Annotated in this window: 20 protein-coding genes; 6 read left to right on the forward strand and 14 right to left on the reverse strand. The window is 44.1% G+C overall.

Annotated features, from left to right (window positions below; genetic code table 11):
- Positions 1 to 209 precede the first annotated feature (209 nt).
- The 6 genes from leuD to ACHUFN_RS07985 all read right to left on the reverse strand — a co-directional run bounded on the left by leuD (position 210) and on the right by ACHUFN_RS07985 (position 7,082).
- Positions 210 to 815, reverse strand: a complete 606-nt coding sequence (leuD, locus tag ACHUFN_RS07960; protein WP_394221805.1) for a 3-isopropylmalate dehydratase small subunit — start codon at positions 813 to 815, stop codon at positions 210 to 212.
- A 3-nt stretch (positions 816 to 818) separates the two neighbouring features.
- A complete protein-coding gene (leuC, locus tag ACHUFN_RS07965) occupies positions 819 to 2,219 on the reverse strand; it encodes a 3-isopropylmalate dehydratase large subunit (protein ID WP_394221806.1) in 1,401 nt (466 codons plus the stop codon).
- A 9-nt stretch (positions 2,220 to 2,228) separates the two neighbouring features.
- Complete coding sequence (gene leuB, locus ACHUFN_RS07970; protein WP_394221807.1) at positions 2,229 to 3,326, reverse strand: 3-isopropylmalate dehydrogenase; 1,098 nt, start codon at positions 3,324 to 3,326, stop codon at positions 2,229 to 2,231.
- Positions 3,327 to 4,886, reverse strand: coding sequence for a 2-isopropylmalate synthase (leuA, locus tag ACHUFN_RS07975; protein ID WP_394221808.1), 1,560 nt, complete (start codon positions 4,884 to 4,886; stop codon positions 3,327 to 3,329).
- 736 nt (positions 4,887 to 5,622) lie between these two features.
- Complete coding sequence (locus ACHUFN_RS07980; protein WP_394221809.1) at positions 5,623 to 6,435, reverse strand: hypothetical protein; 813 nt, start codon at positions 6,433 to 6,435, stop codon at positions 5,623 to 5,625.
- Between the two features lie 2 nt (positions 6,436 to 6,437).
- A complete protein-coding gene (locus ACHUFN_RS07985) occupies positions 6,438 to 7,082 on the reverse strand; it encodes a TetR/AcrR family transcriptional regulator (RefSeq protein WP_394221810.1) in 645 nt (214 codons plus the stop codon).
- A gap of 216 nt (positions 7,083 to 7,298) precedes the next feature.
- Here ACHUFN_RS07985 and ACHUFN_RS07990 point away from each other — a divergent pair, with 216 nt between their 5' ends.
- Both ACHUFN_RS07990 and ACHUFN_RS07995 read left to right on the forward strand, forming a co-directional pair.
- Positions 7,299 to 9,281, forward strand: a complete 1,983-nt coding sequence (locus tag ACHUFN_RS07990; RefSeq protein WP_394221812.1) for a sensor domain-containing protein — start codon at positions 7,299 to 7,301, stop codon at positions 9,279 to 9,281.
- 27 nt (positions 9,282 to 9,308) lie between these two features.
- Positions 9,309 to 10,883, forward strand: coding sequence for a methyl-accepting chemotaxis protein (locus tag ACHUFN_RS07995; protein WP_394221813.1), 1,575 nt, complete (start codon positions 9,309 to 9,311; stop codon positions 10,881 to 10,883).
- A 22-nt stretch (positions 10,884 to 10,905) separates the two neighbouring features.
- On the opposite strand, the gene ACHUFN_RS08000 is transcribed toward ACHUFN_RS07995, so the two are convergent.
- The 4 genes from ACHUFN_RS08000 to mutS form a co-directional block, all read right to left on the reverse strand.
- Positions 10,906 to 11,634, reverse strand: a complete 729-nt coding sequence (locus ACHUFN_RS08000; RefSeq protein WP_394221814.1) for a hypothetical protein — start codon at positions 11,632 to 11,634, stop codon at positions 10,906 to 10,908.
- Between the two features lie 143 nt (positions 11,635 to 11,777).
- Positions 11,778 to 13,070: a phosphopyruvate hydratase gene (gene eno, locus ACHUFN_RS08005; protein ID WP_394221816.1), complete on the reverse strand. Its 1,293-nt coding sequence runs from the start codon at positions 13,068 to 13,070 to the stop codon at positions 11,778 to 11,780.
- Between the two features lie 59 nt (positions 13,071 to 13,129).
- On the reverse strand, positions 13,130 to 14,761 hold the full coding sequence (locus ACHUFN_RS08010; RefSeq protein ID WP_394221817.1) for a CTP synthase: 1,632 nt from the start codon (positions 14,759 to 14,761) through the stop codon (positions 13,130 to 13,132).
- Positions 14,762 to 14,906: 145 nt separating this feature from the next.
- Positions 14,907 to 17,543, reverse strand: a complete 2,637-nt coding sequence (mutS, locus tag ACHUFN_RS08015; protein WP_394222098.1) for a DNA mismatch repair protein MutS — start codon at positions 17,541 to 17,543, stop codon at positions 14,907 to 14,909.
- Positions 17,544 to 17,684: 141 nt separating this feature from the next.
- Between mutS and ACHUFN_RS08020 the strand changes: the two genes are divergently transcribed.
- From ACHUFN_RS08020 to ACHUFN_RS08035, 4 genes are all read left to right on the forward strand, one after another.
- On the forward strand, positions 17,685 to 18,224 hold the full coding sequence (locus tag ACHUFN_RS08020) for a CinA family protein (RefSeq protein ID WP_394221818.1): 540 nt from the start codon (positions 17,685 to 17,687) through the stop codon (positions 18,222 to 18,224).
- Between the two features lie 221 nt (positions 18,225 to 18,445).
- The gene (gene recA / locus ACHUFN_RS08025; protein ID WP_394221819.1) at positions 18,446 to 19,492 is read left to right on the forward strand and encodes a recombinase RecA; all 1,047 of its coding nucleotides are present in this window, start codon (positions 18,446 to 18,448) and stop codon (positions 19,490 to 19,492) included.
- A gap of 255 nt (positions 19,493 to 19,747) precedes the next feature.
- Positions 19,748 to 20,569, forward strand: coding sequence for an ABC transporter ATP-binding protein (locus tag ACHUFN_RS08030; RefSeq protein WP_394221820.1), 822 nt, complete (start codon positions 19,748 to 19,750; stop codon positions 20,567 to 20,569).
- On the forward strand, positions 20,553 to 21,749 hold the full coding sequence (locus tag ACHUFN_RS08035; RefSeq protein ID WP_394221822.1) for an ABC transporter permease subunit: 1,197 nt from the start codon (positions 20,553 to 20,555) through the stop codon (positions 21,747 to 21,749). The genes ACHUFN_RS08030 and ACHUFN_RS08035 overlap by 17 nt, the downstream gene beginning before the upstream one ends.
- A gap of 88 nt (positions 21,750 to 21,837) precedes the next feature.
- Here ACHUFN_RS08035 and ACHUFN_RS08040 read toward each other — a convergent pair whose 3' ends face one another.
- The 4 genes from ACHUFN_RS08040 to ACHUFN_RS08055 form a co-directional block, all read right to left on the reverse strand.
- A complete protein-coding gene (locus ACHUFN_RS08040) occupies positions 21,838 to 23,058 on the reverse strand; it encodes an ATP-binding protein (protein ID WP_394221823.1) in 1,221 nt (406 codons plus the stop codon).
- On the reverse strand, positions 23,055 to 23,759 hold the full coding sequence (locus ACHUFN_RS08045; RefSeq protein WP_394221824.1) for a response regulator: 705 nt from the start codon (positions 23,757 to 23,759) through the stop codon (positions 23,055 to 23,057). The genes ACHUFN_RS08040 and ACHUFN_RS08045 overlap by 4 nt, the downstream gene beginning before the upstream one ends.
- On the reverse strand, positions 23,759 to 24,067 hold the full coding sequence (locus tag ACHUFN_RS08050) for a DUF3019 domain-containing protein (RefSeq protein ID WP_394221825.1): 309 nt from the start codon (positions 24,065 to 24,067) through the stop codon (positions 23,759 to 23,761). The genes ACHUFN_RS08045 and ACHUFN_RS08050 overlap by 1 nt, the downstream gene beginning before the upstream one ends.
- 78 nt (positions 24,068 to 24,145) lie before the next feature.
- Positions 24,146 to 25,009 carry a MipA/OmpV family protein gene (locus ACHUFN_RS08055; RefSeq protein ID WP_394221826.1) on the reverse strand — a complete coding sequence of 288 codons (864 nt, stop codon included), beginning with the start codon at positions 25,007 to 25,009 and terminating at the stop codon, positions 24,146 to 24,148.
- Positions 25,010 to 25,157: the final 148 nt, after the last annotated feature.

A 25,157-nucleotide genomic window follows, 5' to 3' on the forward strand; every position in this document is an offset into this window, starting at 1 on the left:
AGGAGTTTATTCATCTTTAGTCTAATTAGCTTTCTATTTGCACGCGTTTGCAACCTGCTAAAGATCGTCGAAGAAGTCATCATTGAGCCCAAGAAACCAATATAGAAGCTAATATAAAAAAGAGTGCTATCTAACGATAACACTCTAACTGATGGTTTGATGGTTTGATGGTAGCTAGCTTTACGTTCTTTGGCTGGCGCCTTTGAATGTTATACCCACGCTGGCTGTTTGTTTTCGAAATCCTCAATAGCACTAGTCAGTTCAAGGGTTTGGCCAATAGCATCTAAGCCTTTAATAAGATTGTTTTTATGATGCTCTGCTATGTCGAAGCCGAAACGTGTCCCGTTAAAACTTACTGTTTGCTCAGGTAAGTCTACCGTAATCGCTATCGCTGGATTCGCTTTTACCGCTGCAAACAAGGCGTCCATTTGCTCGCTAGTTAACGCAACCGGCACTAGTTGATTATTAATGCAGTTGCCATAAAAAATATCGGCAAAGCTGGTGGCGATTACGGTTTTAAAACCAAAGTCCGCTAGCGCCCACGGCGCGTGTTCACGGCTTGAACCACAGCCAAAATTTTCTCGCGCTAACAATATGCTAGCGCCTTTGTGCTCAGGCTTATTCAGCGCAAACGCTGGGTTAGGCTCTTTTTCTTCTAAATCTAAATAGCGCCAGTCGTGAAACAAGTGTTTGCCGTAGCCTACGCGAGTAACGCCAGTTAAAAATTGCTTTGGGATAATCTGATCGGTATCGACATTGGCCTGATCCAGTGGCGCAGCAATGCCTGTGTGTTGTGTAAAGCCTTGTTCAGACATAACTTACTCCTGATAATCTCTTACGTCAGCAAAGCGACCGGTAATTGCCGCGGCGGCTGCCATTGCTGGGCTTACTAAGTGAGTGCGCGCCCCACGGCCTTGACGGCCTTCGAAGTTACGGTTACTGGTAGAGGCACACCTGTCGCCTGCTACTAATTTATCGTCGTTCATACCAAGGCACATTGAGCAGCCTGGCAAACGCCACTCAAAACCCGCATCGATGAAGATTTTATCTAAGCCTTCGGCCTCGGCTTGGCGTTTAACATTACCTGAGCCAGGCACTACTATGGCAGTGACCGAACTGGCTACTTTACCGCGCTTAGCAATTTGTGCTGCCGCACGCATATCTTCAATACGTCCGTTGGTACATGAGCCAATAAATACGTGGTTTACCGCAACATCGGCAAGCTTTTCACCTGGCTTTAATCCCATGTATTCCAATGCTTTTATTGCGCTCTCTTTTTCAATCGGGTCGCTAAAGTCTTCTGGTGCTGGCACAGGCGTGTTTACACCAATGACTTGGCCTGGGTTTGTACCCCAAGTAACTTGAGGGGCAATGTCGGCAGCTTCTAGTTCAACCACGATGTCAAAGGTGGCGCCTTCTTCGGTGTAAAGGGTTTTCCAGTGAGCCACTGCGTCTTCCCAGTCTTGTCCTTTAGGCGCGTATTCACGGCCCTCAAGGTAAGCAAAAGTTTTTTCGTCTGGCGCAACAAGGCCAGCTTTCGCGCCAGCTTCAATACTCATGTTGCACACCGTCATACGCTCTTCCATGCTTAAACCGCGAATAGCTTCGCCTGCGTATTCGATGACATGACCAGTAGCGCCGGCGTGGCCAATTTTACCGATAATGGCAAGAATGATGTCTTTTGCGGTGATGCCTACTGGAAGCTTGCCGTTTACATTAATTAGCATGCTCTTAGCGCGGCTTTGTTTTAACGTTTGCGTAGCCAGTACATGCTCAACCTGCGATGTGCCGATACCGAATGCAAGCGCACCAAATGCACCGTGGGTAGCCGTGTGTGAGTCGCCACACACCACTGTCATGCCTGGCTGAATTAACCCTAACTCTGGCCCCATTACGTGCACAATGCCTTGCTTTTGGTGACCTACGGGAAAAAGCTGAATACCGTGCTCTTCACAGTTTTTCGCAAGTGTTTGAAGCTGAAGCGCATTATCTGGACCGCACGCATCAATGGCTAATGAGCGTGTTGAGATGCTGTGATCCATGGTGCCGACAGTGCGATCAGGACGTCGTACTTTACGGCCTTTTTCATTAAGGCCAGCGAATGCCTGAGGCGATGTCACTTCGTGAATAAGGTGACGGTCGATATAAATTAAGCTGTCTTCGCCAATTTGGCTAATGATGTGGGCTTGCCACACTTTGTCATATAAGGTCTTGGCCATGAGGTTGTTTTACTCCTGCGCCATTAATTGTTTAACGATTTCATCGCCTACTTGCGACGTGCTTGCCGCTTGGCTGCGCTTATCTGCAGGTAATAATTCGCCTGTAAGTACACCTGCTTCTAGCGTCGCCACTACTGCTTTTTCAATAGCGTCTGCTGCATCATTTAAGTTCATGCTAAAACGCAGCATCATGGCGGCTGATAAAATTTGTGCGATTGGATTAGCAATGCCTTGGCCAGCAATATCTGGGGCCGAACCGCCTGCTGGTTCGTAAAGACCAAAGCCGTCTTCGTTCATGCTCGCCGAGGGTAACAAGCCCATAGAGCCTGTCATCATGGCGCATTCATCTGACACAATATCGCCAAAAAGGTTAGAACACAGCATCACGTCGAACTGCGCTGGGTTTTTCATTATTTGCATGGTTGCGTTATCGATATAGATGTGATCAAGGTCAACATCTGGGTAGTCTTTTGCTACTTCTTCAGCAATTTCACGCCATAAGCGACTGGTTACCAGCACGTTGGCTTTGTCTACTGAAGTCACCTTGCCGCGACGTTTTTGCGCTGCTTCGAATGCTGCAATAGCAATGCGGCGAATTTCTCGTTTGCTGTAGCGCATGGTGTCAAAAGCAAATTCTTCTTCGCCTTCACCTTCGCGACCTTTCGGCTGACCAAAGTAGATGCCACTGGTAAGTTCGCGTACCACTAAAACGTCAACGCCAGATTTAGCGATATCCTCGCGAAGAGGGGATAAACCTTCAAGACCCGGGTAAATGCGAGCCGGGCGTAAATTGCTGAACAAATCAAAATGACTGCGAAGGGTAAGCAGTGCGGCGCGTTCTGGACGTTGCTCCAATGGCAAGGTGTCCCATTTAGGACCGCCGATACTGCCAAACAAAATCGCGTCGGTTTGCTCACAGCCCAACAAGGTTTTTGAGGGCAGTGCTTCGCCTTCCGTATCAATGGCGTAGCCACCTACAGGGTATGCAGTGCGGTTTAGCGAGACGTTAAATTTCTTTTCAACAGCATCTAAAACCTTATTGGCTTCCTGCATAACTTCTGGGCCGATACCGTCTCCGGCTAATACGGCAATTGAATACTGGCTCATTTATACTCCTGCAACGCGTTCTTGTTGATTTTTTTGCTGATCAATTCTGTCAGCTAGATAAGTGTTGTTTAATACAAAGATAAGAGCTTTAACGCCGGCCTCTACAATGTCTGTGGCTAGACCAATACCGTGGAAACGGCGGCCTTTGTAAGTAGCGATAACGCTTACTTGGGCTAATGCGTCGGCACCTTCACCTTTTGAATCTAGTTTAAAGTCTACAACTTCTAAGTCTTCGTGACCCAATATCGCCATAATCGCCTTGTAAGCAGCGTCGACCGGGCCATTACCAATGCTAGATTGGGTGATTTCTTCACTGCCCACTTTCATTTTTACTGTCGCACTGGGGATAATTTCACGACCTGAATTTGCTTGAAGGTATAACAACTGAAAGTGCGCTTGGTCGTGTTTCTGTTTGTCAAAAAACAGTAAGGCTTCAAGGTCATAGTCGTACACTTGGCCTTTCTTATCCGCCAACTTCAAGAAGGCGTCGTAAACCGCCTCTAAGTCGTAATCTTCGGTTTTGTAGCCCAACTCAGTTAAGCGGTGTTTAATCACATGGCGGCCAGAGCGAGACGTTAGATTTAAGTTGTTTTTATTAATGCCTACACTTTCTGGGGTCATAATTTCATAGGTATTTTGCGCTTTTAAGACCCCGTCTTGGTGTATACCTGATGAATGGCTAAACGCATTTGCGCCGACAATGGCTTTATTTGACTGAACCGGCATATTACAAAGCTGGCTGACTAGCTTTGATGTTCGTGAAATTTCAGTAGAATTGATGTTTGTTTCAAAACCCAACATGTTCTTACGGGTTTGTAAGATCATGGCTATTTCTTCAAGTGATGCATTACCGGCACGTTCGCCAATACCGTTAACGGTGCATTCTACCTGCCTTGCGCCTTGTTCAACCGCTGCTAGTGAATTTGCTACCGCTAAACCTAGGTCGTTATGGCAGTGCACAGAGATCGTGGCTTTGTCGATATTCGGCACGCGATTGAACAACTGCTGAATAATGCCGCCGAACTCAGTAGGTGTAGTGTAGCCCACGGTATCGGGAATATTGACGGTGGTCGCGCCTGCGTTTATTGCGGCTTCGACCATACGGCACAGATAATCGATATGAGTACGGCCAGCATCTTCGCATGAAAACTCTACATCATCAGTGTATTGCCTAGCGTGTTTGACTGCTTTTACCGCCATTTCAACTATCTCGTCTTGAGACTTGCGAAGCTTAGCACCCACATGAATTTCAGATGTTGCTATAAAAGTGTGAATGCGGAATTGGTCAGCGACGCTCAAGGCTTGTCCACAAGCATCGATATCACCAGGCAAGGCACGCGATAAGCCGCAAACAACCGAGTTTTTCACCTCTTTGGCAATCATTTGTACAGAGCGGAAGTCACCGGGAGAAGAGACGGGAAAACCTGCTTCGATAATGTCTACGCCTAAACGCTCAAGCGCCAGTGCAATCTGTAGCTTCTCTTTGGCACTTAGGCTTGCAGGCAAGGCCTGCTCGCCGTCTCGCAATGTGGTATCAAAGATCTTCACTTGATTTGTCATGACGCTCTCTCAGTTGAATAGTAAAAAAAAACCCGTGCTTGGCACGGGTTTTTGTGTGTTTAATTGCTGGTCGCAATCTACCCGTGCAGTCTGGCTGCCATAAGGAGTAGAGATAGAATAAGGAAACGAATTCGCATTTGCTTAAGTTTCTTGCTGACCAAGTTTGTGAGTTCAATGTAACTATGTGTGCTCAACAGGTCAACCATTGATTTGTATAATGACTATATTTTTCATCTATAAATTGTACTTTTGGCTTTTTTAGGATGCTCATCCTACGTTGATGGCTTTTTATTACGGTTTAGGTGCATGGTAAGCGTTATCTTTTACTTTGGAGTGCTTTTTTCTCACCAATTAGGATGTTTGTTCTAAATTTGGTGTGATTTTTAATTTTCTATTTTGGTTTTTTATTCTGTTTTTTCGGTTTTTTATGCTGATGGTGGCGGGCAGAACAGCGTCGTAGTCAGTCGTTTAATGTGCATTAGCGAATAACAGGAATAACATGAATTGTGACTAACTATGGCATAGAAAAAGTGAATGTTAGGTGTGGCTTTAGCGCAAAGTTACGCTTTATTTATTGCTAGGCGTGAAAGAGCGTGAAGAGGCAAGGAAAGGCACGCCGATATCAAAAAATATCGACATGACTGAAGAAGAAGTGCTTTACAAATAGAGATTGCATATAGCGAGGCTGAATAAAGGTCTTCAAATAAAAACAACGCGAGCGGGCAAAATACCTTTATTATACAAGTGCTTTTAACAATCTGTAGAAGACTGGAGATGTACTCAGTTCGCCGTCAGGTAAGTTTAAGGTACGTTCAAAACTCTCTAAAAAAGCTATTATTAGCCATTCAGAAGGCGCTTTTTCTTCGAGAAGTTGGTGAAGCGTATGGCTAATTAAACAGCCTGTAGCATAAATATTTGAAACAGCTGTGACGCCCTCTTCGTTGGCCCGTTTTATCACGCGTGTCAGCATTGATTTGAAAAATGAAATTTGGTCTTCGAGCGACATGTCGCTTTTTGTCGATGTATTAATAAGCGTAAGAAATAGCTCTTCGAGTTGCTGACTTACATGCGCTATGTGCCGCTCGTCTGGAAAAAACAAGGAAGGCGAAACTTGTCCTTTCGCCAAAATAAAGCTGGGAGTATCACTATTAATTAGGTTTAACTGGATTTTCATAGGCACTAACGAGTCACCATTGATATCAGCGCCCATCCAGTTAAAACAGCTCTCTCCAAACTTTTTAGTGTGCGCTATAGCTTCTGCTGCGAGCACACTTGATGGCAAACCACACGGTTGCGCTTTGGGAGACACGCAAGCAGGCGTTAGTCCTACAAAATCGACAGGATCATCTACTTTATAAATTTGTTTGGTCGCTTCGTTTGCAAGAATAAATGTTTCATCTTGCATGAGCCAGTAACATTCTGATGACGAAGTGAATTTGTCTTTATAAGGCATGTCGCATTGCGTAAACAATGCACAGTCGTTGCAGTTTCCAGGGCAGTCTTCGTGAAGCATAGACGCTTCTAAAGAGGGCGTATTTTCTAATGTCATTTTTATATGTTACCCACCAAGTCTCGCATAGAATTTTGTTTTAGTTTTAGTGTTCGCTCAATGCACTCAAGACCAGCTTCTAAGGCTTCATCGTCTTTTTCATGACCATGCGCTAACTGCAATGAATTTGGTATTTTATAAACAAGCGGCAACATAATCATCGCCAATAATTTCGCACTCACCTCTGGGTGCGTTAGTTGACTCTCACCTATCTGATTCGCGCGTAACAACAACTTTTGTAAAGGTTCAACGATGATATCGACATACCTAGACTCAAAGGTTTGTTTTAATTCATGGTTTCCCGAAGAAGACATAAACTCAGCAACTGAAAGCTTGATGCCATCGGCATCTAACAAAATATAAGATGAAGGCCAGCGAATGAAAAAAATCAACTTCTCTGCAAGGCTCATATCTACTGAAGACAAAACATCGTCAACTTGTTTAAGAAAACTAGTCATTACATGTTCGTAGCAGCTCTCAATTACGCCATCCTTGGACTTAAAATAATGATAGAACGTGCCTTTGGATACATCGGCTTGTTGCAGCATCATTTGTAGATTTACATTACTGAAACCACTTTCAAAAAAGAGTAAAAAGCTACTATCAATAATTGCTTTTCTTTTGTTGTGGTAGGAATCTCGTTTCAATTTACCTCCTTATAAACAGGCGATTAAAGTACAGGTTAGCTCCAATATATACCAAATTCCTATTCCTTTCCCGATACAAAACGCAAACAACACGTGGTTGGCAGCCATTGTTCTACAGACAATTTACATGAATAATCTCTGTAAACCAAGGGTCTAGACCTATGGTCTAATAAAATGTAGATTAGTATTAACTTAGCTAAGGAAGACTCTAATAAAATGACAGCTGCGTTTTGGTATTACTCTTCAAATAATGACTCTTGGTACATCTCCTCTTCTTTGCAAGAAGCGCTAACATTAAACAATTCACCTACGTCAGCAGAGTTGGTATCAACGATCCCAGCCGTTAACCGTTTTGGTGTTTTGCGACAATTCTGTAGGCTTTTTCTTGGTAAATTAAAAGATGGAATAGTCGAAACCACGCTTCAATCTAGAAACAATGAAACGTTGCAAATTAAAACTGAATTGAAGCGCATTAGCGGTGGTCATGGAGAGATAAAAATTGAAGGGACAGTAGACTTCATTAAAAGCCCTTCCTCTTTTTTGCAAATCCCCTCAGTCGCGAAAATTGTTTATGAAAATACATCAGAAGGCATATTAGTTACTGATTCAAATGGGCAGATTCTATCGGTTAATAAAGGGTTTAGTCGAATCACAGGATATTCCTATGAAGAGGTAATCGGAAAACGCCCCAGTATTCTTAAATCAAATAAGCAAGATCAGGATTTTTATCAGATACTCTGGCATTCGATAATGCATGATGGTGCATGGACTGGTACGTTATGGAATAGGAAAAAAGATGGTTCTTTGTTCGCTTCATTTCAAAATATCAGTCAAATTTCTTCAAGCAGCGACCCAGTAAAATACGTCAGTGTATTTTCTGATATCACTTTAGATTACAACTACAAGTTAAGACTCAAACAACTGGCGTACTACGACCAGCTTACAGGGTTACAAAATCGTGCTTATTTAAGACATAAAGTTAATAGTCTCATCGAAAAGAATAAAGCATTGAAATTTAATTTGCTGTTCATCGATTTAGACAACTACAAGCCAATTAACGACAAATATGGGCACGCTTATGGCGACGAGATTCTTAAACTAGTTGCTAAGCAACTTAAAAGTACCTTAAGTGGAAAACTTGAGATTGCTCGCTTCGGTGGTGATGAGTTTATTGTTTTCATTCCAAACTATAGTGAAAGTGAACTGCGCAGCTACATTACTAAAATCAAAACTGCCATGCTTACACCTCTTGAGCACAAGGGTAATAAACACCGATTATCAGCGAGCATTGGCGTGAGTGCCTACCCACAAGACGGTAAAAATTTTGATGAGCTTTTAGTTGCATCAGATTTAGCCATGTACTTTGCAAAAAGCACAAAGCAGCGAGATTGTGCTTATATACAAGATATGGGGTACTCCGCATCTAGACACGCGCTTCTTGCCAGAGATTTTGTGCCCAGCCTTCGTTCAGGCCAATTCAGCTTAGTATATCAATCGAAGGTTGATATTAATTCTCGACGTATTGTTGGTGTAGAGGCGCTATGCCGTTGGCAACACCCTGAATTCGGCACCGTGAGCCCCCAAGAATTCATTACCATTGCAGATCAATATGCTCTTCATTCAGAGCTTACAGAATGGGTGTTAAACAAAGCATGTACAGACTTCAGACAAGTATTGAAGGCAAACCCTAACGTAGACCTGGCCATTAATGTTTCAGGGTCGCAACTTAAAACAGATCGCTTGGTTAAGGCTATTAAAACCGTTTGTGAAGTGGTGGGAGTTTCCGCCAATCAGCTAGTCTTAGAAATCACAGAAGGCGAGATAATTGCCGATGTAAATACCTCGATACGAGTTTTGGAAAACCTTCGCGAAATAGGTGTAAAAATCGCGATAGATGATTTTGGCAAAGGTTACAGTTCATTTTACTACCTGCGCACTCTGCCTATAAATACATTGAAACTGGATAAAGCGTGTTTGCATAGCGATGAAAATGACGACAGCACAACGCTTAATATTTTGAGTGCAGTAGTTAACCTTACAGAATCTATGAATTTAGCGCTGGTGGTCGAAGGTGTGGAAAATGAACATCACCTTGCTTTAGTTGAGCAAGTTGGAGCTAGCACGGTTCAAGGGTTCTATTTCAGTAAGCCACAGCCCTTTGAAGTCTTCTCTAAACAATTTGAGATTAGCCAACAATAACAACAATTGAGTCGGCAAGGATAACCAATGAAATTAAACACACCTGTTACCCAAAACGAACACCCGGTAGACGCAAACGCTAATATTCTCTCAACCACAGACCCATCGGGCCGAATCACATACATTAACAATGATTTTATTAAGATAAGTGGGTTTTCAAGAGAGGAGCTTGTTGGACATCATCATCATATTGTACGACACCCTGACATGCCATCAGCGGTATTTGAGCAGTTTTGGCAAACGCTCAAATCTGGAAGATCTTGGATGGGAATAGTTAAAAATCGCTGTAAAAATGGCGATTATTACTGGGTGGATGCGTTTGCTACTCCCATTGAAAAGAATGGCGAGATACAAGAGTTGCAGTCGGTCAGAAGGAAAGCAGATAAACATCATATTGCTCGCGCAACGCAGTTTTACGAAGCTTTGAATGCCAAGAAGTCTGGTGCTTTACTTAAAGGTATTAGCCTAAAGCAAAAGCTTATCGCCCATACCCTTGTCCCGCTGATTCTTCCTATAATTGTTGCATTAGTATCAGCCTCTGTTTCCAACATTATTATTGCCTGTATTGTTAGCGCTTTCTTTGCTGGGGTTACGTTAAAAAAGTTCGTTTTAAACCCATTGTCAGATATAAATAAACAAGCTAAATCCATTTCAAGCGATAACGTTGCTAGGTACATATACAGTGGAAGAAATGATGAGCTTGGCAGTATTGAAGTCGCTTTCAAAGCCCTTAAAGCTGAAAACGCAGCATTAATTGGTCGCATCCATAATATTGCAGGTACACTGACTGATTCAACGTCATCACTGTCATCAGCTGTTTATCAGTCAGAACAAGGGATTAGAGAACAAAGTAATCAAACGGCTCATGTTGCGGTTTCAATGGAGCAAATGTCTTCGAGTGTGGAAGATGTATCCGGTCACGCAAAAGCTAGTTCAGGTCAGGCTGAAAATGCGTTTACTATGGCAAGCTTGGGCAAGCAAGTTGTTGATGAAAATGTCAAAGCAAACGAGTTGCTTTCAAGGCAAATTGAACAAGCATCAATGACGATTAAAAGTGTTTCAAACAGTTCCTACGATATTGAAAAAATGCTTGATGTGATCATTACCATTGCTGATCAAACCAATCTTTTGGCGCTAAATGCAGCCATTGAGGCCGCACGCGCAGGAGAGTCTGGGCGTGGGTTTGCTGTGGTGGCAGATGAAGTTCGTCAACTTGCTCTAAGAACCCAAGAGTCAATAACAGAAATTCGTAAAATTATTGATATGTTGCAGTCTAGTGTGAAGCTTACAGCAGAAGAAATGACGCAGGGTTTTGAGTGCGCAAAGCAAAGCATGAATAAATCACAAGAAACAGCCGACACGTTGAATGAACTCATTCATGCAATAAGTGAAATGAATAACGCAAGTCGACAAATAGCCACTGCAACGAGTGAGCAAACCAGCGTTACATCCACTATTCGAGAGAGAATTGTGCAAATCAAAGAACATTTGAATGCTAATCAAATTAGCGTGGAGCTTTCTAATCAGGTTTCCACTAAAACCAATAAAATCGCAATGGAATTGGAAAATCTAGCCTCACAGTTTTGGATGAAAAATGAATGAGGTTAACACCCGCGTTTGTACGCTAAAGTAAGGTGAAATTTTTCCAGTGAATTTGTGTCGATAAGCGCATTTCGCGAAGCGTTAATGCTCGAGGTGATCTTCTGGATTTGTAACTCCAGCAATGGCCACAGCATGCCGCAGTCATTATGGCTTTAGATGGCCTTAGCAACACTTTCCTGTCTACCGAGAGTGCTGTCGAGGTATCGACGTCATCAATTTGCGTGTTTGAATGAATAAACTCACCTGAATTCGAAAACCATCCGCTTTTATTTAGGTGTAGCTGCGTATTGTCTTGATTTACCATATCGATAGAATCGAGCTCAATATGCGACCCTTCAATACTCAAAACTAATACAGGCACCACAAGCCCATACGTGGCGTTTTTCTTGTACCAGGTTTCTCGCTTTTCACCATCATCTAAATGGTTTATTCCAGGGCATTTCGCAGATTGCTTGGCATACCAGCTACCATTATGTGTATCTGCTTTTAACGGTGAAGGGTTTAGTGAGTTACCGTTGTTAACCATATATCTTGCAATAGCTTTAACGTGGTAGGGTAGGCCGCCCATTCGACGTTTCAACAACGATAAGTTTTTGATTTCACTATGTGCGAGAGTGATAACCTCTCTTTCGTATAAGGCCGTACATATTTCGTTGAACTGAGGGTGGCTGCCGCCGAGTTCACCAGCTTCACCAAAAAAACCAACTTGAAAGTTGGAAGTAGAGTAGGGAAGTTTATCGCCTGCAGCCATTGGGGTTATCAAATACCTTTCTAACGTTTTCTAACCCTAGCAAGATTCAGCGCGTGTTGCTACTTCGATTGGTGTGCGAATAAAGTGAAGCTACAAAAAAGCCGCTTTATAAAGCGGCTTCTCGATTCTTTGGAAGGCGGTTTTTACTGACCTTTGATTTCACTGCGACCTTTGTAAGTTGCAGCGTCACCTAGTGCTTCTTCAATGCGAAGAAGCTGGTTGTACTTAGCAACACGGTCTGAACGACATAGTGAGCCAGTTTTGATTTGGCCTGCTGCTGTACCTACCGCTAAGTCGGCAATAGTCGCGTCTTCTGTTTCACCAGAACGGTGAGAGATAACTGCTGTAAAGCCTGCATCTTTCGCCATCTTAATAGCGTTAAGGGTTTCAGTTAGTGAACCAATTTGGTTGAACTTGATAAGGATTGAATTACCAATGCCGTTATCGATACCGCGCTTAAGAATTTTAGTGTTGGTAACAAACAAATCGTCACCCACAAGCTGTACTTTGTCACCAATCTTCTTAGTTAGGCTTGCCCAGCCGTCCCAGTCGCTTTCATCTAGGCCGTCCTCAATTGACACAATTGGGTACTGTGAAGAAAGATCAGCAAGGTAGTCGCCAAACGCTTCTGAATCGAAGCTCTTGTCTTCGCCAGAAAGTACGTATTTGCCTTCTTTGTAGAATTCAGACGCCGCACAGTCTAGTGCTAGAGTGATGTCTTCATTCATCTTGTAGCCAGCGTTTTCAACTGCTTCTACGATAACGGCTAGCGCTTCAGCGTTTGAGCTAAGGTTAGGAGCAAAACCACCTTCGTCACCAACCGCTGTGTTAAGGCCTTTAGCAGAAAGTACTTTCTTAAGTGCGTGGAAGATTTCAGCGCCCATGCGTAGTGCTTCTTTAAAGCTCTTCGCGCCAACAGGCTGAACCATGAACTCTTGGATGTCTACGTTGTTGTCAGCGTGCTCACCACCGTTGATGATGTTCATCATAGGAACTGGCATTGAGTACTGACCAGACGTGCCGTTTAGGTCTGCAATGTGCTCGTAAAGCGCTACGCCTTTCTCAGTCGCTGCTGCTTTTGCTACTGCAAGAGAAACGGCAAGGATTGCGTTCGCACCTAGGGTTTCTTTGTTTTCTGTGCCATCAAGGTCAATCATGATGCCGTCGATGTCAGCTTGCGCTAGTGCGTCTTTACCAATAAGTGCTGGCGCGATAGTGTCGTTAACCGCTGCTACAGCCTTTGTAACACCTTTACCTAGGTAACGAGACTTGTCGCCGTCGCGCAGTTCTAGTGCTTCGCGGCTACCAGTAGATGCACCAGATGGTGCTGCAGCACGGCCCATTACGCCTGATTCTAGATATACATCTGCTTCTACAGTAGGGTTTCCGCGTGAATCTAAGATTTCGCGACCGATAATGCGACTAATTTTCGCCATGTTTTTTCCTCAACAATTGAATGGGGCGCAACGGGAGAGAGCGCCCCTTTTATTAGAAATTAGTGATTTTCTTTCTGGTATTTCCCTGCCGCAGCAACGAAACCAGTGAATAATGGGTGTCCATCCCGAGGAGTTGATGTGAACTCAGGGTGGAATTGGCCCGCGATAAACCATGGATGATCAGGGATTTCTACCACTTCTACAAGTCGCTTGTCAGTGGACAAACCACTTACCTTCAATCCGGCAGCTTCAATTTGATCGCGCAGGTTGTTGTTAACTTCGTAACGGTGACGATGGCGCTCGTAGATTTCGGCATTGCCGTACATCTCATGAACCTTGGTACCTTCAATTAGGTGACAAAGCTGGCTACCTAAGCGCATAGTGCCGCCAAGATCTGAATTTTCGGTACGAGTTTCTGTTGTGCCCGCTGCGTCAAGCCATTCCGTAATTAGACCTACAACTGGGTAAGGCGTTTCAGCATCAAACTCAGTGCTGTTCGCGTTTTCCATACCTGCAACATTGCGAGCGTATTCAATAAGCGCTACCTGCATACCCAAGCAAATACCTAAGTAAGGCACCTTGTTTTCACGCGCATAACGAGCAGCTGCAATTTTACCTTCAATGCCGCGCTCGCCGAAACCGCCAGGCACTAGAATAGCATCTAAATGCTCTAAAATTTGTGGGCCTTTGCTTTCTACATCTTGTGAATCTACGTGGTGAATATTCACAGTTAAACGGTTTTTAAGACCAGCATGTTTAAGCGCTTCGTTAACCGACTTATAGGCATCAGGCAGTTCAACATACTTGCCTACCATACCAATATTCACTTCAGCCGTTGGGTTTGACTCGGCGTAAAGCACTTGTTCCCACTCAGATAAGTCTGCTTCTTTGCACTCTAGGCCAAAACGGTCGACCACAAGCTGATCCATGCCTTGCGCTTTAAGCGCCGCAGGAATACGGTAGATGCTGTCTACGTCTTTCAGTGAAATAACCGCTTTGTCGGCAACGTTAGTGAAAAGCGCGATTTTAGAACGTTCGCTGGCTGGTAATGCACCCACTGAGCGACATACTAGAATATCTGGCTGAATACCAATTGAGCGAAGCTCTTTTACCGAGTGCTGAGTAGGCTTGGTTTTTACTTCACCTGATGCCGGCATATAAGGCACAAGGGTAAGATGCATAAACATAGCACGCTCGCGGCCTACTTCAGTACCAAGCTGACGAATGGCTTCTAAGAAAGGTTGCGACTCGATATCACCTACGGTTCCGCCTACTTCAACAATGGCCACATCATGACCTTCAGCACCTTCAATTACGCGGCGCTTAATTTCATTGGTGATATGCGGGATAACCTGAATAGTGGCACCAAGGTAATCACCACGACGCTCACGCTTAAGCACCTCTTCATATACACGGCCGGTAGTGAAGTTGTTGCGCTTAGTCATGCGGGTGCGAATAAAACGCTCATAGTGACCTAAGTCAAGGTCGGTCTCAGCGCCGTCATCGGTAACAAATACTTCACCATGCTGGATAGGGCTCATTGTGCCCGGGTCGACATTGATGTACGGGTCGAGTTTTAACATGGTTACGGTGAGACCGCGAGCTTCAAGAATTGCGGCCAACGATGCTGCAGCAATACCTTTACCTAGCGATGAAACTACACCACCTGTGACGAAAATATAATTTGTCATGCGAAACCTAGAACGTTTGGGTTGTATGGTAAATATAGGCTGAGTTTAGAACAAAACCAGCTACACTTTGGACGGGGCGATAGTATACGCAAAATCATGTGGGCAGACAATCAATTTGCCCACATGATGCGCAATTTGTACGTGCTTAAGACTGGCTCAAGCGCTTTAATGTATAGATAAGATCGAGCGCTTGGCGAGGCGATAGCTCATCGGGTGATAAGTTTTCAAGAGCTTCTACCACTGGGTGGGGTTTATCTGGGAAAAGCATTTCAGCTTGGCCTTTGGCTTTTGACGCTTTACTCGCCGAAGTTTTTAACGACGCTGAGGTGGCACCAGACGCTAAAGGCTTTTGGCTAGCTTCTCCTTTTCCTTCAGCTTCTCTATCCCCTTGTTCGTTTTCATCGCTTGTCATAAGGTGCGATGACTCCAAAACGGCAAGCTTTTGTTGTGCCGCTATTATTACCGCCTTAGGTACGCCAGCTAGCTGCGCTACCTGTAAACCGAAGCTCTTGCTAGCGGCGCCTTCAGAAACGGTATGCATGAAGCGTATGGTATCTTCGAATTCCATTGCATCTAAGTGCACATTCACTACGCCGGTTTGGGTTTCTGGTAGCTCAGTTAGTTCGAAATAGTGCGTGGCAAAGAGGGTGTAAGCATTTAGCTGCTTTGCCAAATAACTTGCGCATGCCCATGCCAGTGACAAACCATCGTAGGTGCTGGTACCACGGCCTATTTCATCCATTAACACCAATGAATTTTCGGTGGCGTTATTAAGAATATTCGCCGTTTCCGTCATCTCGACCATAAAGGTAGAGCGCCCGGAGGCTAAATCGTCTGATGCACCAATTCGCGTGAAGATACGGTCTAGCTTTCCAATATGAGCATTTTCTGCAGGCACAAAACTGCCAATGCAGGCCAACAAAGCAATCAGTGCGGTTTGGCGCATGTAAGTCGACTTACCGCCCATGTTTGGGCCGGTAATAATTAACATACGACGCTCGGTATCTAGCTGAAGCGGGTTAGCAATGAAGGGGTCTTTCATCACGTTTTCAACCACAGGGTGGCGACCCGCTTCATACGTAAGCGCGCATTCTTGGCTTAATTGAGGACGATACCAGTCAAGAGAAATAGCACGTTCGGCAAAACAGCACAGCACGTCTAACTTGGCTAGCGCAGCAGCAGTTTCAATTAGATTATTTAGGTGTGGTGCAAAGTTATCAAACAAGGCTTCGTAAAGCTGCTTTTCAAGGGCAAGCGCAGCGCCTTGGCTGCTGAGTACTTTGTCTTCGTGCTCTTTTAGTTCAGGCGTAATGTAGCGCTCGGTGTTCTTTAGGGTTTGCCTGCGAATATATTCTGCAGGTGCCAAAGCACTGTTCGCTCGGCTAATTTCAATAAAGAAGCCATGAACTTTATTATAACCCACTTTTAGCGTTGAAATTCCCGTACGCTCGCGCTCACGCTGCTCCATCGCATCAAGGTAATCGGTAGCTCCTTGCGAGAGTTTGCGTAACTCATCAAGTTCAGCGTTGTAACCTTCGGCAATTACGCCGCCATCGCGTATTACCACTGGTGGGTTATCGATAATGGCCTCATTTAACAGGGCTTGAAGGTCAGGGTAAGTACCAATAGTTTCGCTGATGCTTCGAATTTGCCCTGTATCGAATCGAAGAAGAGCATCTTGCAAATCGGGGAGCGCATTAAACGCGTTCTTTAGGCGAGCAAAGTCGCGTGGCCTTGCAGAGCGAAGGGCTAAGCGGGCCATGATGCGCTCGATGTCGCCAATGTGTTTTAGCGCAGTTCGAATATCTTCTGGATCATCGTTAATAAACGTCTCAACGGCGTCTAAACGGCTGTGAAGCTCGTGTTGATCGGTAAGTGGCGAATGGATGATACGCTGCAACATACGGCTACCCATGGCCGTGGTGGTGGTATCCATTACACTAAATAAGGTATTTTCCTGACCGCCAGATAAATTATGGGTTAACTCTAAGTTTCTGCGAGTAGCGGCATCAAGCTGCACGCGGCTGTCTTGCTGTTCTGTTTGAATACGGCGAATGTGCGGCAGGGCAGTGCGCTGAGTATCTTTCACATATTGTAAAACACAGCCCGCTGCGCCTAAGCCTTTGGTTACGCCTTTTATACCAAAGCCATCTAATGTTTTGGTTTCGAACTGGGCGTTTAATTGCTCGGTAGCGGTATCAATATCGAATTCCCATTCGGGGCGGCGTCTAAGCCCTTTTCGGTTTTCAACAAGAGGTAAGCTTTCAAACCCTTCTGGATAGAGTAGCTCAGCCGGGTTAATACGCTGAATTTCTGCAAGTAAGCTTTCATCGCTATCGCACTCGAACACAACAAATCGGCCGCTAGTCACATCTAGGGTTGCTAAACCATAATGCATGCTGTGACCGCAAACGGCGGCTAGAATGTTGTCGCGACGTTCTTCTAAAAGCGCTTCGTCAGTCACCGTACCTGGCGTAACGATACGTTGTACCGCACGCTCAACAGGGCCTTTGCTGGTGGCTGGGTCGCCTACCTGCTCGCAAATTGCAACCGATTCACCCATTCTAACTAGGCGGGATAAATAGCTTTCTACTGCATGGTAAGGAACGCCTGCCATAGGAATAGGCTCGCCACCAGATTTGCCCCTGGCCGTTAGCGATATATCCAGCAGTTCTGCGGCTTTTTTGGCATCGTCATAAAACAACTCGTAGAAGTCGCCCATGCGATAAAACAATAAAATATTCGGATGCTGCGCCTTAATTGTAAGGTACTGGCGCATCATGGGAGTATGTGATTCCAAAAAATGCCTCTGATTTTGTTGCTGGGTTTAATGCCTGTTGAGGGGAATAAATGATAAACTCACGCCCACTAAGATCAAGCGAAGATCTGATAAAGCACAACAGGTGTAATTAGGTATATCTAAATGAGCACAACATTTTCAACTGATTCGACGGTAAACGCCACCCCTTTGATACTTGATAGCGCATTATCTGCGCAAGTTCAGGTGTTGGGCGACGCACTAAGAGAAAAAGACTGGACTGTATCTAGCGCTGAATCGTGTACTGGCGGAGGCGTTGCCTTTGCTTTTACCAGCGTGTCGGGCAGCTCAGATTGGTTCAATCAATCTTGGGTGACTTACTCTAACGACGCCAAGCAAAGCATATTGGGCGTTGCTGAGCAAACGCTTGTCGAATATGGAGCGGTGTCGCAGCAAACGGTAAAGGAAATGGCAAGTGGCGTGCGCCGTAATAGCGGTGCGCAACTTGTGGTAACCGTTAGCGGTATCGCTGGTCCTGGCGGCGGCAGTGAAGAAAAGCCAGTGGGCACGGTTTGGTTTGGCTTTTTGTGTGGAGAACACGAAGCGCAAATTAAACAAGTATTCAGCGGCAACCGAGACGAGGTGCGTCAACACGCTATCACCTTCGCGATTACTCACTTAGTTAAAATGTTGAGTGAAATTTAAAAACACTGGTTGAAACTGTATGCTTGTACAGTATAGAATGTGATCATTATTTGGTACGTTTGAATTGTGAATAGCAAAATCATTAACACTAATTCGTTTAAAGTAAGGCGAAAAAATTAATGAAGTTGTGTAGTTGATGCAAAGATAAACACTGGCTCAATTTAAAAAAACAGAATTGTTACCAAAACAGAATTTAACCGCAAATCCTAGAGGATACATACGTGGACGATAACAAATCAAAAGCTTTAACCGCCGCAGTTGGCCAAATTGAAAAGCAATTTGGTAAAGGCGCAATCATGCGCTTAGGCGACAACCAAGCCATGGACATTGAAGCGATTTCTACTGGCTCACTTACCATTGATATCGCTCTAGGTATAGGCGGTTTGCCGTGTGGTCGAGTTGTAGAAATTTACGGGCCGGAATCATCAGGTAAAACCACGCTAACACTTCAAGTTATTGCTGAAGCGCAGCGCAAGGGTAAAACCTGTGCATTCGTAGATGCTGAGCACGCGCTAGACCCAGTATATGCTGAAAAGCTTGGTGTAAACATCGACGAACTATTGGTATCTCAGCCTGATACTGGTGAACAAGCGCTAGAAATTTGCGACATGCTTGTACGCTCTGGTGCGGTAGACGTGGTTATTGTTGACTCGGTAGCCGCACTTACGCCTAAAGCGGAAATTGAAGGTGATATGGGTGACTCACACGTGGGTCTTCAAGCTCGTCTAATGTCGCAAGCATTGCGTAAGCTAACAGCGAACATCAAACGTTCAAATACACTGTGTATCTTCATTAACCAAATTCGTATGAAGATTGGTGTAATGTTTGGTAACCCAGAAACCACAACTGGTGGTAACGCGCTTAAGTTTTACTCGTCAGTTCGTCTAGACATTCGCCGTATCGGTGCAGTTAAAGAAGGCGACGAAGTAGTAGGTAACGAAACTCGCGTGAAGGTGGTGAAGAACAAAGTTGCACCTCCGTTTAAGCAAGCCGAATTCATGATCCGCTACGGTGAAGGTATCAGTAAAGAAGCAGAGCTTATTGACCTTGGCGTTAAGCAGAAGCTAGTTGATAAAGCCGGTGCGTGGTACAGCTACAAGGGCGACCGCATTGGTCAGGGTAAAGCGAACGTAATGAAGTTCCTTAAAGAAAACCCAGAAATTGCCAATGAGATTGAAACCAAGATTCGCCAAGAGCTATTGCTTTCTAAAACGATGAAAGCAGAAGAAGCGATGCCTCAGCAAGAAGATGACGTGCTTCCAGAGTAAGACGTTCGCTTTATAGCACACTAAAAGCCCACCTTTCGGTGGGTTTTTTTATGGCTCCTATTTGTGGTTTATAAAGAAATATTTACTAACACTTATTGTTAGTATGAAACTTGTACAAAAAATAAAAAACAGGAATGCTGTAATTAACTTATGCGAGCCTAGACTATAAAAACTGAAACGCGAACCTAGTGCGTAGCACAAGGGAAACTCATAAAAAGAGAACGGATTTAAATAATTACAAGAGAGATGAGGGACATGATTGAAATATCACACCTCGCTAAGCGCTTCGAGGTCGAAAACCCCAAAAAGCTAAGCGAACAAGAGAAAAAGGACCCACGACTAAAAGGGCGTTATTTCCAATCAGTGAGAGATGTGTCATTTACTTGTGAAAAAGGACAGGTGCTTGGCTTGCTAGGGCCAAATGGTGCGGGTAAAACAACCACATTACGCATGCTATCAACAGCGCTTAAGCCTGACAGTGGCAAGGTCATTATTGGGGGGGAGGATGTGCTTTCTAACCCAAATATTGCGCGTAAAAAGATAGGGTTTCTGTCTAGTTCAACAGGACTTTATGGTCGTTTGAGCGGACGAGAAAACATTAGCTACTTCGGTGAGTTACACGGAATTTCAAAAAGTGTAATTAACGCTCGTATAGAAGAAATGGCCGATTTACTGGATATGCAGAACTTTCTTGATAGAAGAGCGGAGAACTTCTCTTCTGGAATGAAGCAGAAAGTGTCTATTGCACGGGCTGTTATTCACGAGCCAGAACTCGTGGTGCTTGATGAGCCTACAACTGGCCTTGATATAATGGCAACCAGCACTGTAATGGAATTCATTCAGCGCCTTAAAGACAAGGGCACACCAGTCATATTCTCTACTCATCACCTCGACGAGGTTGAAGCGCTGTGTGACAAAGTGACCGTTATAAACCAAGGTGAAAGCGTGTTTAACGACTCACTAGCCGCATTTAGTGCATTGTCTGGTGAACAAGGGACGAGTGGAAAAATGCATAAGAGCTTTCTTAAAACACTTTCAATGGACTCTGAGGAGATGAGCAATGTGGTTAATCTTTAAAAAAGAGTTCAAAGAGCTTTTACGCGATAAGAAAACCATCATATTCATGATTGGATTGCCTTTGTTATTGTTCCCTGCAATTTTTGGTGTGGCGCTGTTTTTTATGAGCTCTGCTGCAGACAAAGCAGAAAACGAAATATTGAAATACGCCATAGTTGGAGGAGCATATGCTCCGGAAATTGTTCAGTCTTTCAATGATGCGTCTGATAAATTTGAGGCAGTCGCTATTGGTGACGAAACCAACTATGCAAAGCTTATTAAGAATGAGACGTTAGACTTTGTTCTGATCATTCCTGAAACCTTCGATAGCGATGTGCTGCGCTCAGGTCAACATGAAATACAGCTTTATTTAAATGATGCTGGTCTTAACAGAGTGATGGGGCGTGTGTCGGAAATTATTGACGAGTATACCGATGCATTTCAACAAACAGCTTTCACTCAGCTTAATTTAAATGAAGCGCAGCAAGAAGCCTTGTTAAAGCCTATTAAAATTGAAAAACAAAACGTTGCTGATGATCGTGAGGTTTGGGGCGAGCGTTTAGGCGGTATGTTGCCGTACTTTATTTTTATCCTATGCTTACAAGGGGCAATGGCACCAGCGGCAGATTTAGGCGCCGGTGAAAAAGAGCGGGGCACATTAGAAACCCTTCTTATATCGCCTATGGACCGACATAAACTGGTGTTAGGAAAGTTTCTCACTATAGCTACCGCCGGTATAATCACTGCACTTATTACGGTTTCTTCCATGGCTATATGGGGGCTAGTACTGTCGCAAGGCATGGCTATAGAATTTGTGGTTAAAATTATGTCTATGGTGGGCCTAGTAGACTTCTTACTTATCTTCTTAATGCTGATACCCGTAGTAGCAGTTTTCGCAGCAATTTTGTTGTCGCTTTCAATCTACGCTCGCTCATTTAAAGAGGCGCAAAGTTACATGGGCTCACTTATTATGGTAGCCATATTTCCCGTAATCATTGCCATGATGCCAGGTGTAGAACTTAAAGGAGGTTGGGTTTGGGTTCCACTAACAAACGTGGCCCTTGCAATGAAAGAGTTGTTTAAAGGCACAATGGATTATTTTGCACTTTTCGGTATTTTTACTTCTACAGTAGTCATTGCAGCTAGTCTGATTTTCTTTTGCGTTCACTGGTTTAATAAGGAAAAGGTGTTGTTTAGGTAATGGTTACTATTTGAATATTTCACCTAACATATCAGTGCTTTAAAACAAAAGCCGTTTGTGGCTATTTCCAAACGGTTTTTTAATACCTCTATTTAGGATAAGTAAGAACAAAACTGGCGCCACCTAATTCATTAGGCATTACGCTTGCCGTGCCTCTGTGCCAATACTGGATTCGCTGCACAATAGCTAATCCCAACCCTGCGCCACCAGAATTGCGAACGCGGCTGTTATCGGGTCTATAAAACGGTTCAAATATGCGCTCTGCTGAGTCTTCAGCGACGCCGTCTCCATCATCACATACTGCAATGCTAATGGTATCTGTATGTGTCTGAATTCGAACAGATACCGCGCTATGTGCATGTCGAATGGCGTTAGTAAGTAAGTTAGACACCGCCCGCTCGACAAAATGACCATCGCCTCGCATTACAACGTTTTCTCCTAGCACCGTTAATGATTTACTCGTTTTCAAAGAGAGACGCTCAATGAGGTTTTCGCATAGTTCTTTGGTAGGAATATCTGAGATACTGAGTTCAGGTGTTATCGCATCGTATTGAGTATAGTCGAGCATTTCTTGAACAAGACCTTCTAATTCGTCAATATCTGCAAGGATCCCATTGAATGCTTCGCTATTTGGTTTAGGGTTCATTTCCATTGCAAACTTCAACCTTGCAATAGGAGTTCTAAACTCATGCGCTACGGCGCCGGTTAGCTCTTTTTGATCACGAAGCAAACTGTGAACGCGGTCGCTGAGCAAGTTAAGCCTGTTAGCAATAGGTTGCATGATAGAACGTTTTCTAAGTGAAATAGAAAGGCGCTCTGTTTCGTGCCCTAAATGGCTGACTTCATGTGTAATATGCGAGAGGTCCCGCCATAAGGGCCATAGCCATACCGCCATTGCTAAACCAAGTAAGACAAGGAAAACAAAGAGATAAACGATGAGGTAGGGAGTCGATACCTTTTCGTAAGGCAGCGCAATTGCAATAAACTCCTCGTTACCTATAGGTGCATAGATAAATTTGGCCTTTTCATCGAACAGTGTAGTAGCGCGTTTTTCAGAAAATGCCCGGCGTTCGGCCGAAGACCAGCCAATAGAGTCTACTGACTTTATTTCATAGTCTACACCAATGATGTTTAGCCTTTCTATCAGCGATGTTCTGTCTGAAATAATAAGTGGTAGCACCGACTCTAAAATTTGCGCTTCTTTGGTTTTTTCATGACTTTCGTTAGGTAACAAAATTTCTAATGTACTGCTTATAAGTACAAGTGCGATGGCTACAAAGAGATAAAAGCTAACGAATAGACGTGTCATTTTTCGTCCCAAGCGTCACTAACAAAGAAGAATCCTTTACCCCATATTGTCTTAATGCGATAAGGGTTTTGAGGGTCATCAGACAGCTTTTTTCTAAGGCGTGATACGCGTACATCAGCGGATCTATCAAGTCCATCGTATTCGCGACCAATAAGTTCTTTATACAGAGTCGTTCGGTCGACAACCTGTGAGGCATTGTCAGCAAGTAGGCAAAGTAAGTCGAATTCGTGGCTGGTTAGCGTAATGACGTTACCTGCAAGTGTTACTCGACGTGATGCTTTATCAATAGAAAGCGAACCAAAGCTTAAAAAATCGCTTTTGTTTTCTTGTGAAAGCGTCGACATTGTTCGTCGTAGTAATGCGTTGATCCGCGCCAATAATACGCGGGGCTCAACCGGTTTGACTACATAGTCATCTGCACCTATTTCAAGACCTATCACTTGGTCAAAATCTTCGTTTTTGGCAGTCATAAAGAGCAATGGACCGGTATAGAATTGCCTAAGCTGATTGCACAAAGCGAAGCCATCTTCACCAGGTAACATAACATCTAGTATGACGATGTCTGGTGCAACAGATTTTACCAACTTAACAAGCCTATCACCGCAGGCTAGTCGCGAAACACAAAAGCTATTGCGTTCGAGATACTCAACAACCAACGCGGCCAAACGTTCATCATCTTCAACCAAAACTAACTTTTTCATTAGAAAATACTCCACGGATTTTTAACACGTCGCCGATGTGAAGAGGCTTGTCGGTATTTTACCTTGAGCATCACAGAGGGAGCCTTTTTGGCGTTTTCGTTAATGAGTGTGAGCGTAGAATCCGCTTCTAATTCTACGTTAAGTTCAGTAGGGAGTTTGTCGGGCAACCAACACCCTAGAACCTGTTCATTAACGTGCAAACAATGCTCACTTGAACTCAATTTAGGGTAGGTTAGTGTGATAGGCAAGATGCAAATATCACCTTTTTGACTCGCGATACATTCGTTCGGAAATGCGGAAAAAGACATTGAATTGTTCTTTTTAGCGAAAGCCGGTAACCACAGTATTGAAAAAATGACTAACAATAAAATTCGCATTATGCCACCCTAAAACCGATAGCCAACGCCGAAAAACATATTGGTAACATAGCGTTTCGATACCAATGGGCTATCAGTCATTCCACTGCTTAATGAGGTAAATTGAATTCTGCCAAGCCAATGCCATTGCTGATTTAATGGTTTGTTAAAGAGTAAACCGCCGGTAACTTGGAGTGCGCTACCTGCGTTATACCAAAGGTTTTCATCACTAGTATCACGCTCGCTGATGCCATAGTAGTAATCTATTAAGCTGTTGCTTTTGTAAGTGACAGAAAGGTGAGTAGATAGTGTCCAATCTTGCCACTCAAAATCATGCTGATATTGGCCTGTAGCGCTAAAGCCATTGTGTACATTAAGCGCGTCATGAATGAAAGTAAGCGACCATCTACTTTTGTCATTAAACCAATTAGTGCGTACACCTATATCTAGCGACCACTTGCGCTGTGCGATATCGTTGACAGAGATGTAGCGCGGCGGTTCTCCCTCTGGGTCATCAGGATTTGGCGTGTCTGCGCCATCAGTCGCATTAGATGTGGGTAATAGAATATTACTAGGTTGCCAAAAAGCGAAATAAGCACGTTCTGTATTGGCACGAAAGAACACTTCGGTCGTTACATCTTGATGGGGCTGCCACTGATAGCCAAATTCTCCATTGTCGAAATAGGCATGCTCACCGTACCAGGCAACGTCAGGCAAAACTATGAGTGGAATAGCGTCGCCATCAACTAGTGGATTTGTGCGAGCGCCGACACCAAAGGCGACGCCAATAGACCAGTTGTCTTCTTCAATACATACAAGCTTGTTTTCACAGCCCCATGCAGAGGCATGATAAATGCCTGTGAACAACAGAATAAGAACAAAACGCAGCAGCACACTAATTCCCTTTATCAAAACTGAGGTGCTAAGACTACCAAACTGCACCGAGTGAAACAGTATCCGATTACAAATTGTCACATTTATATTCAGTTTGGATCTGATTGATTTGTATTGCGAAACTATTATGAATCTCGGCGTTTCAATT

The organism is Alteromonas gracilis, assembly GCF_043642145.1.
Lineage (GTDB): Bacteria > Pseudomonadota > Gammaproteobacteria > Enterobacterales > Alteromonadaceae > Alteromonas > Alteromonas gracilis_B.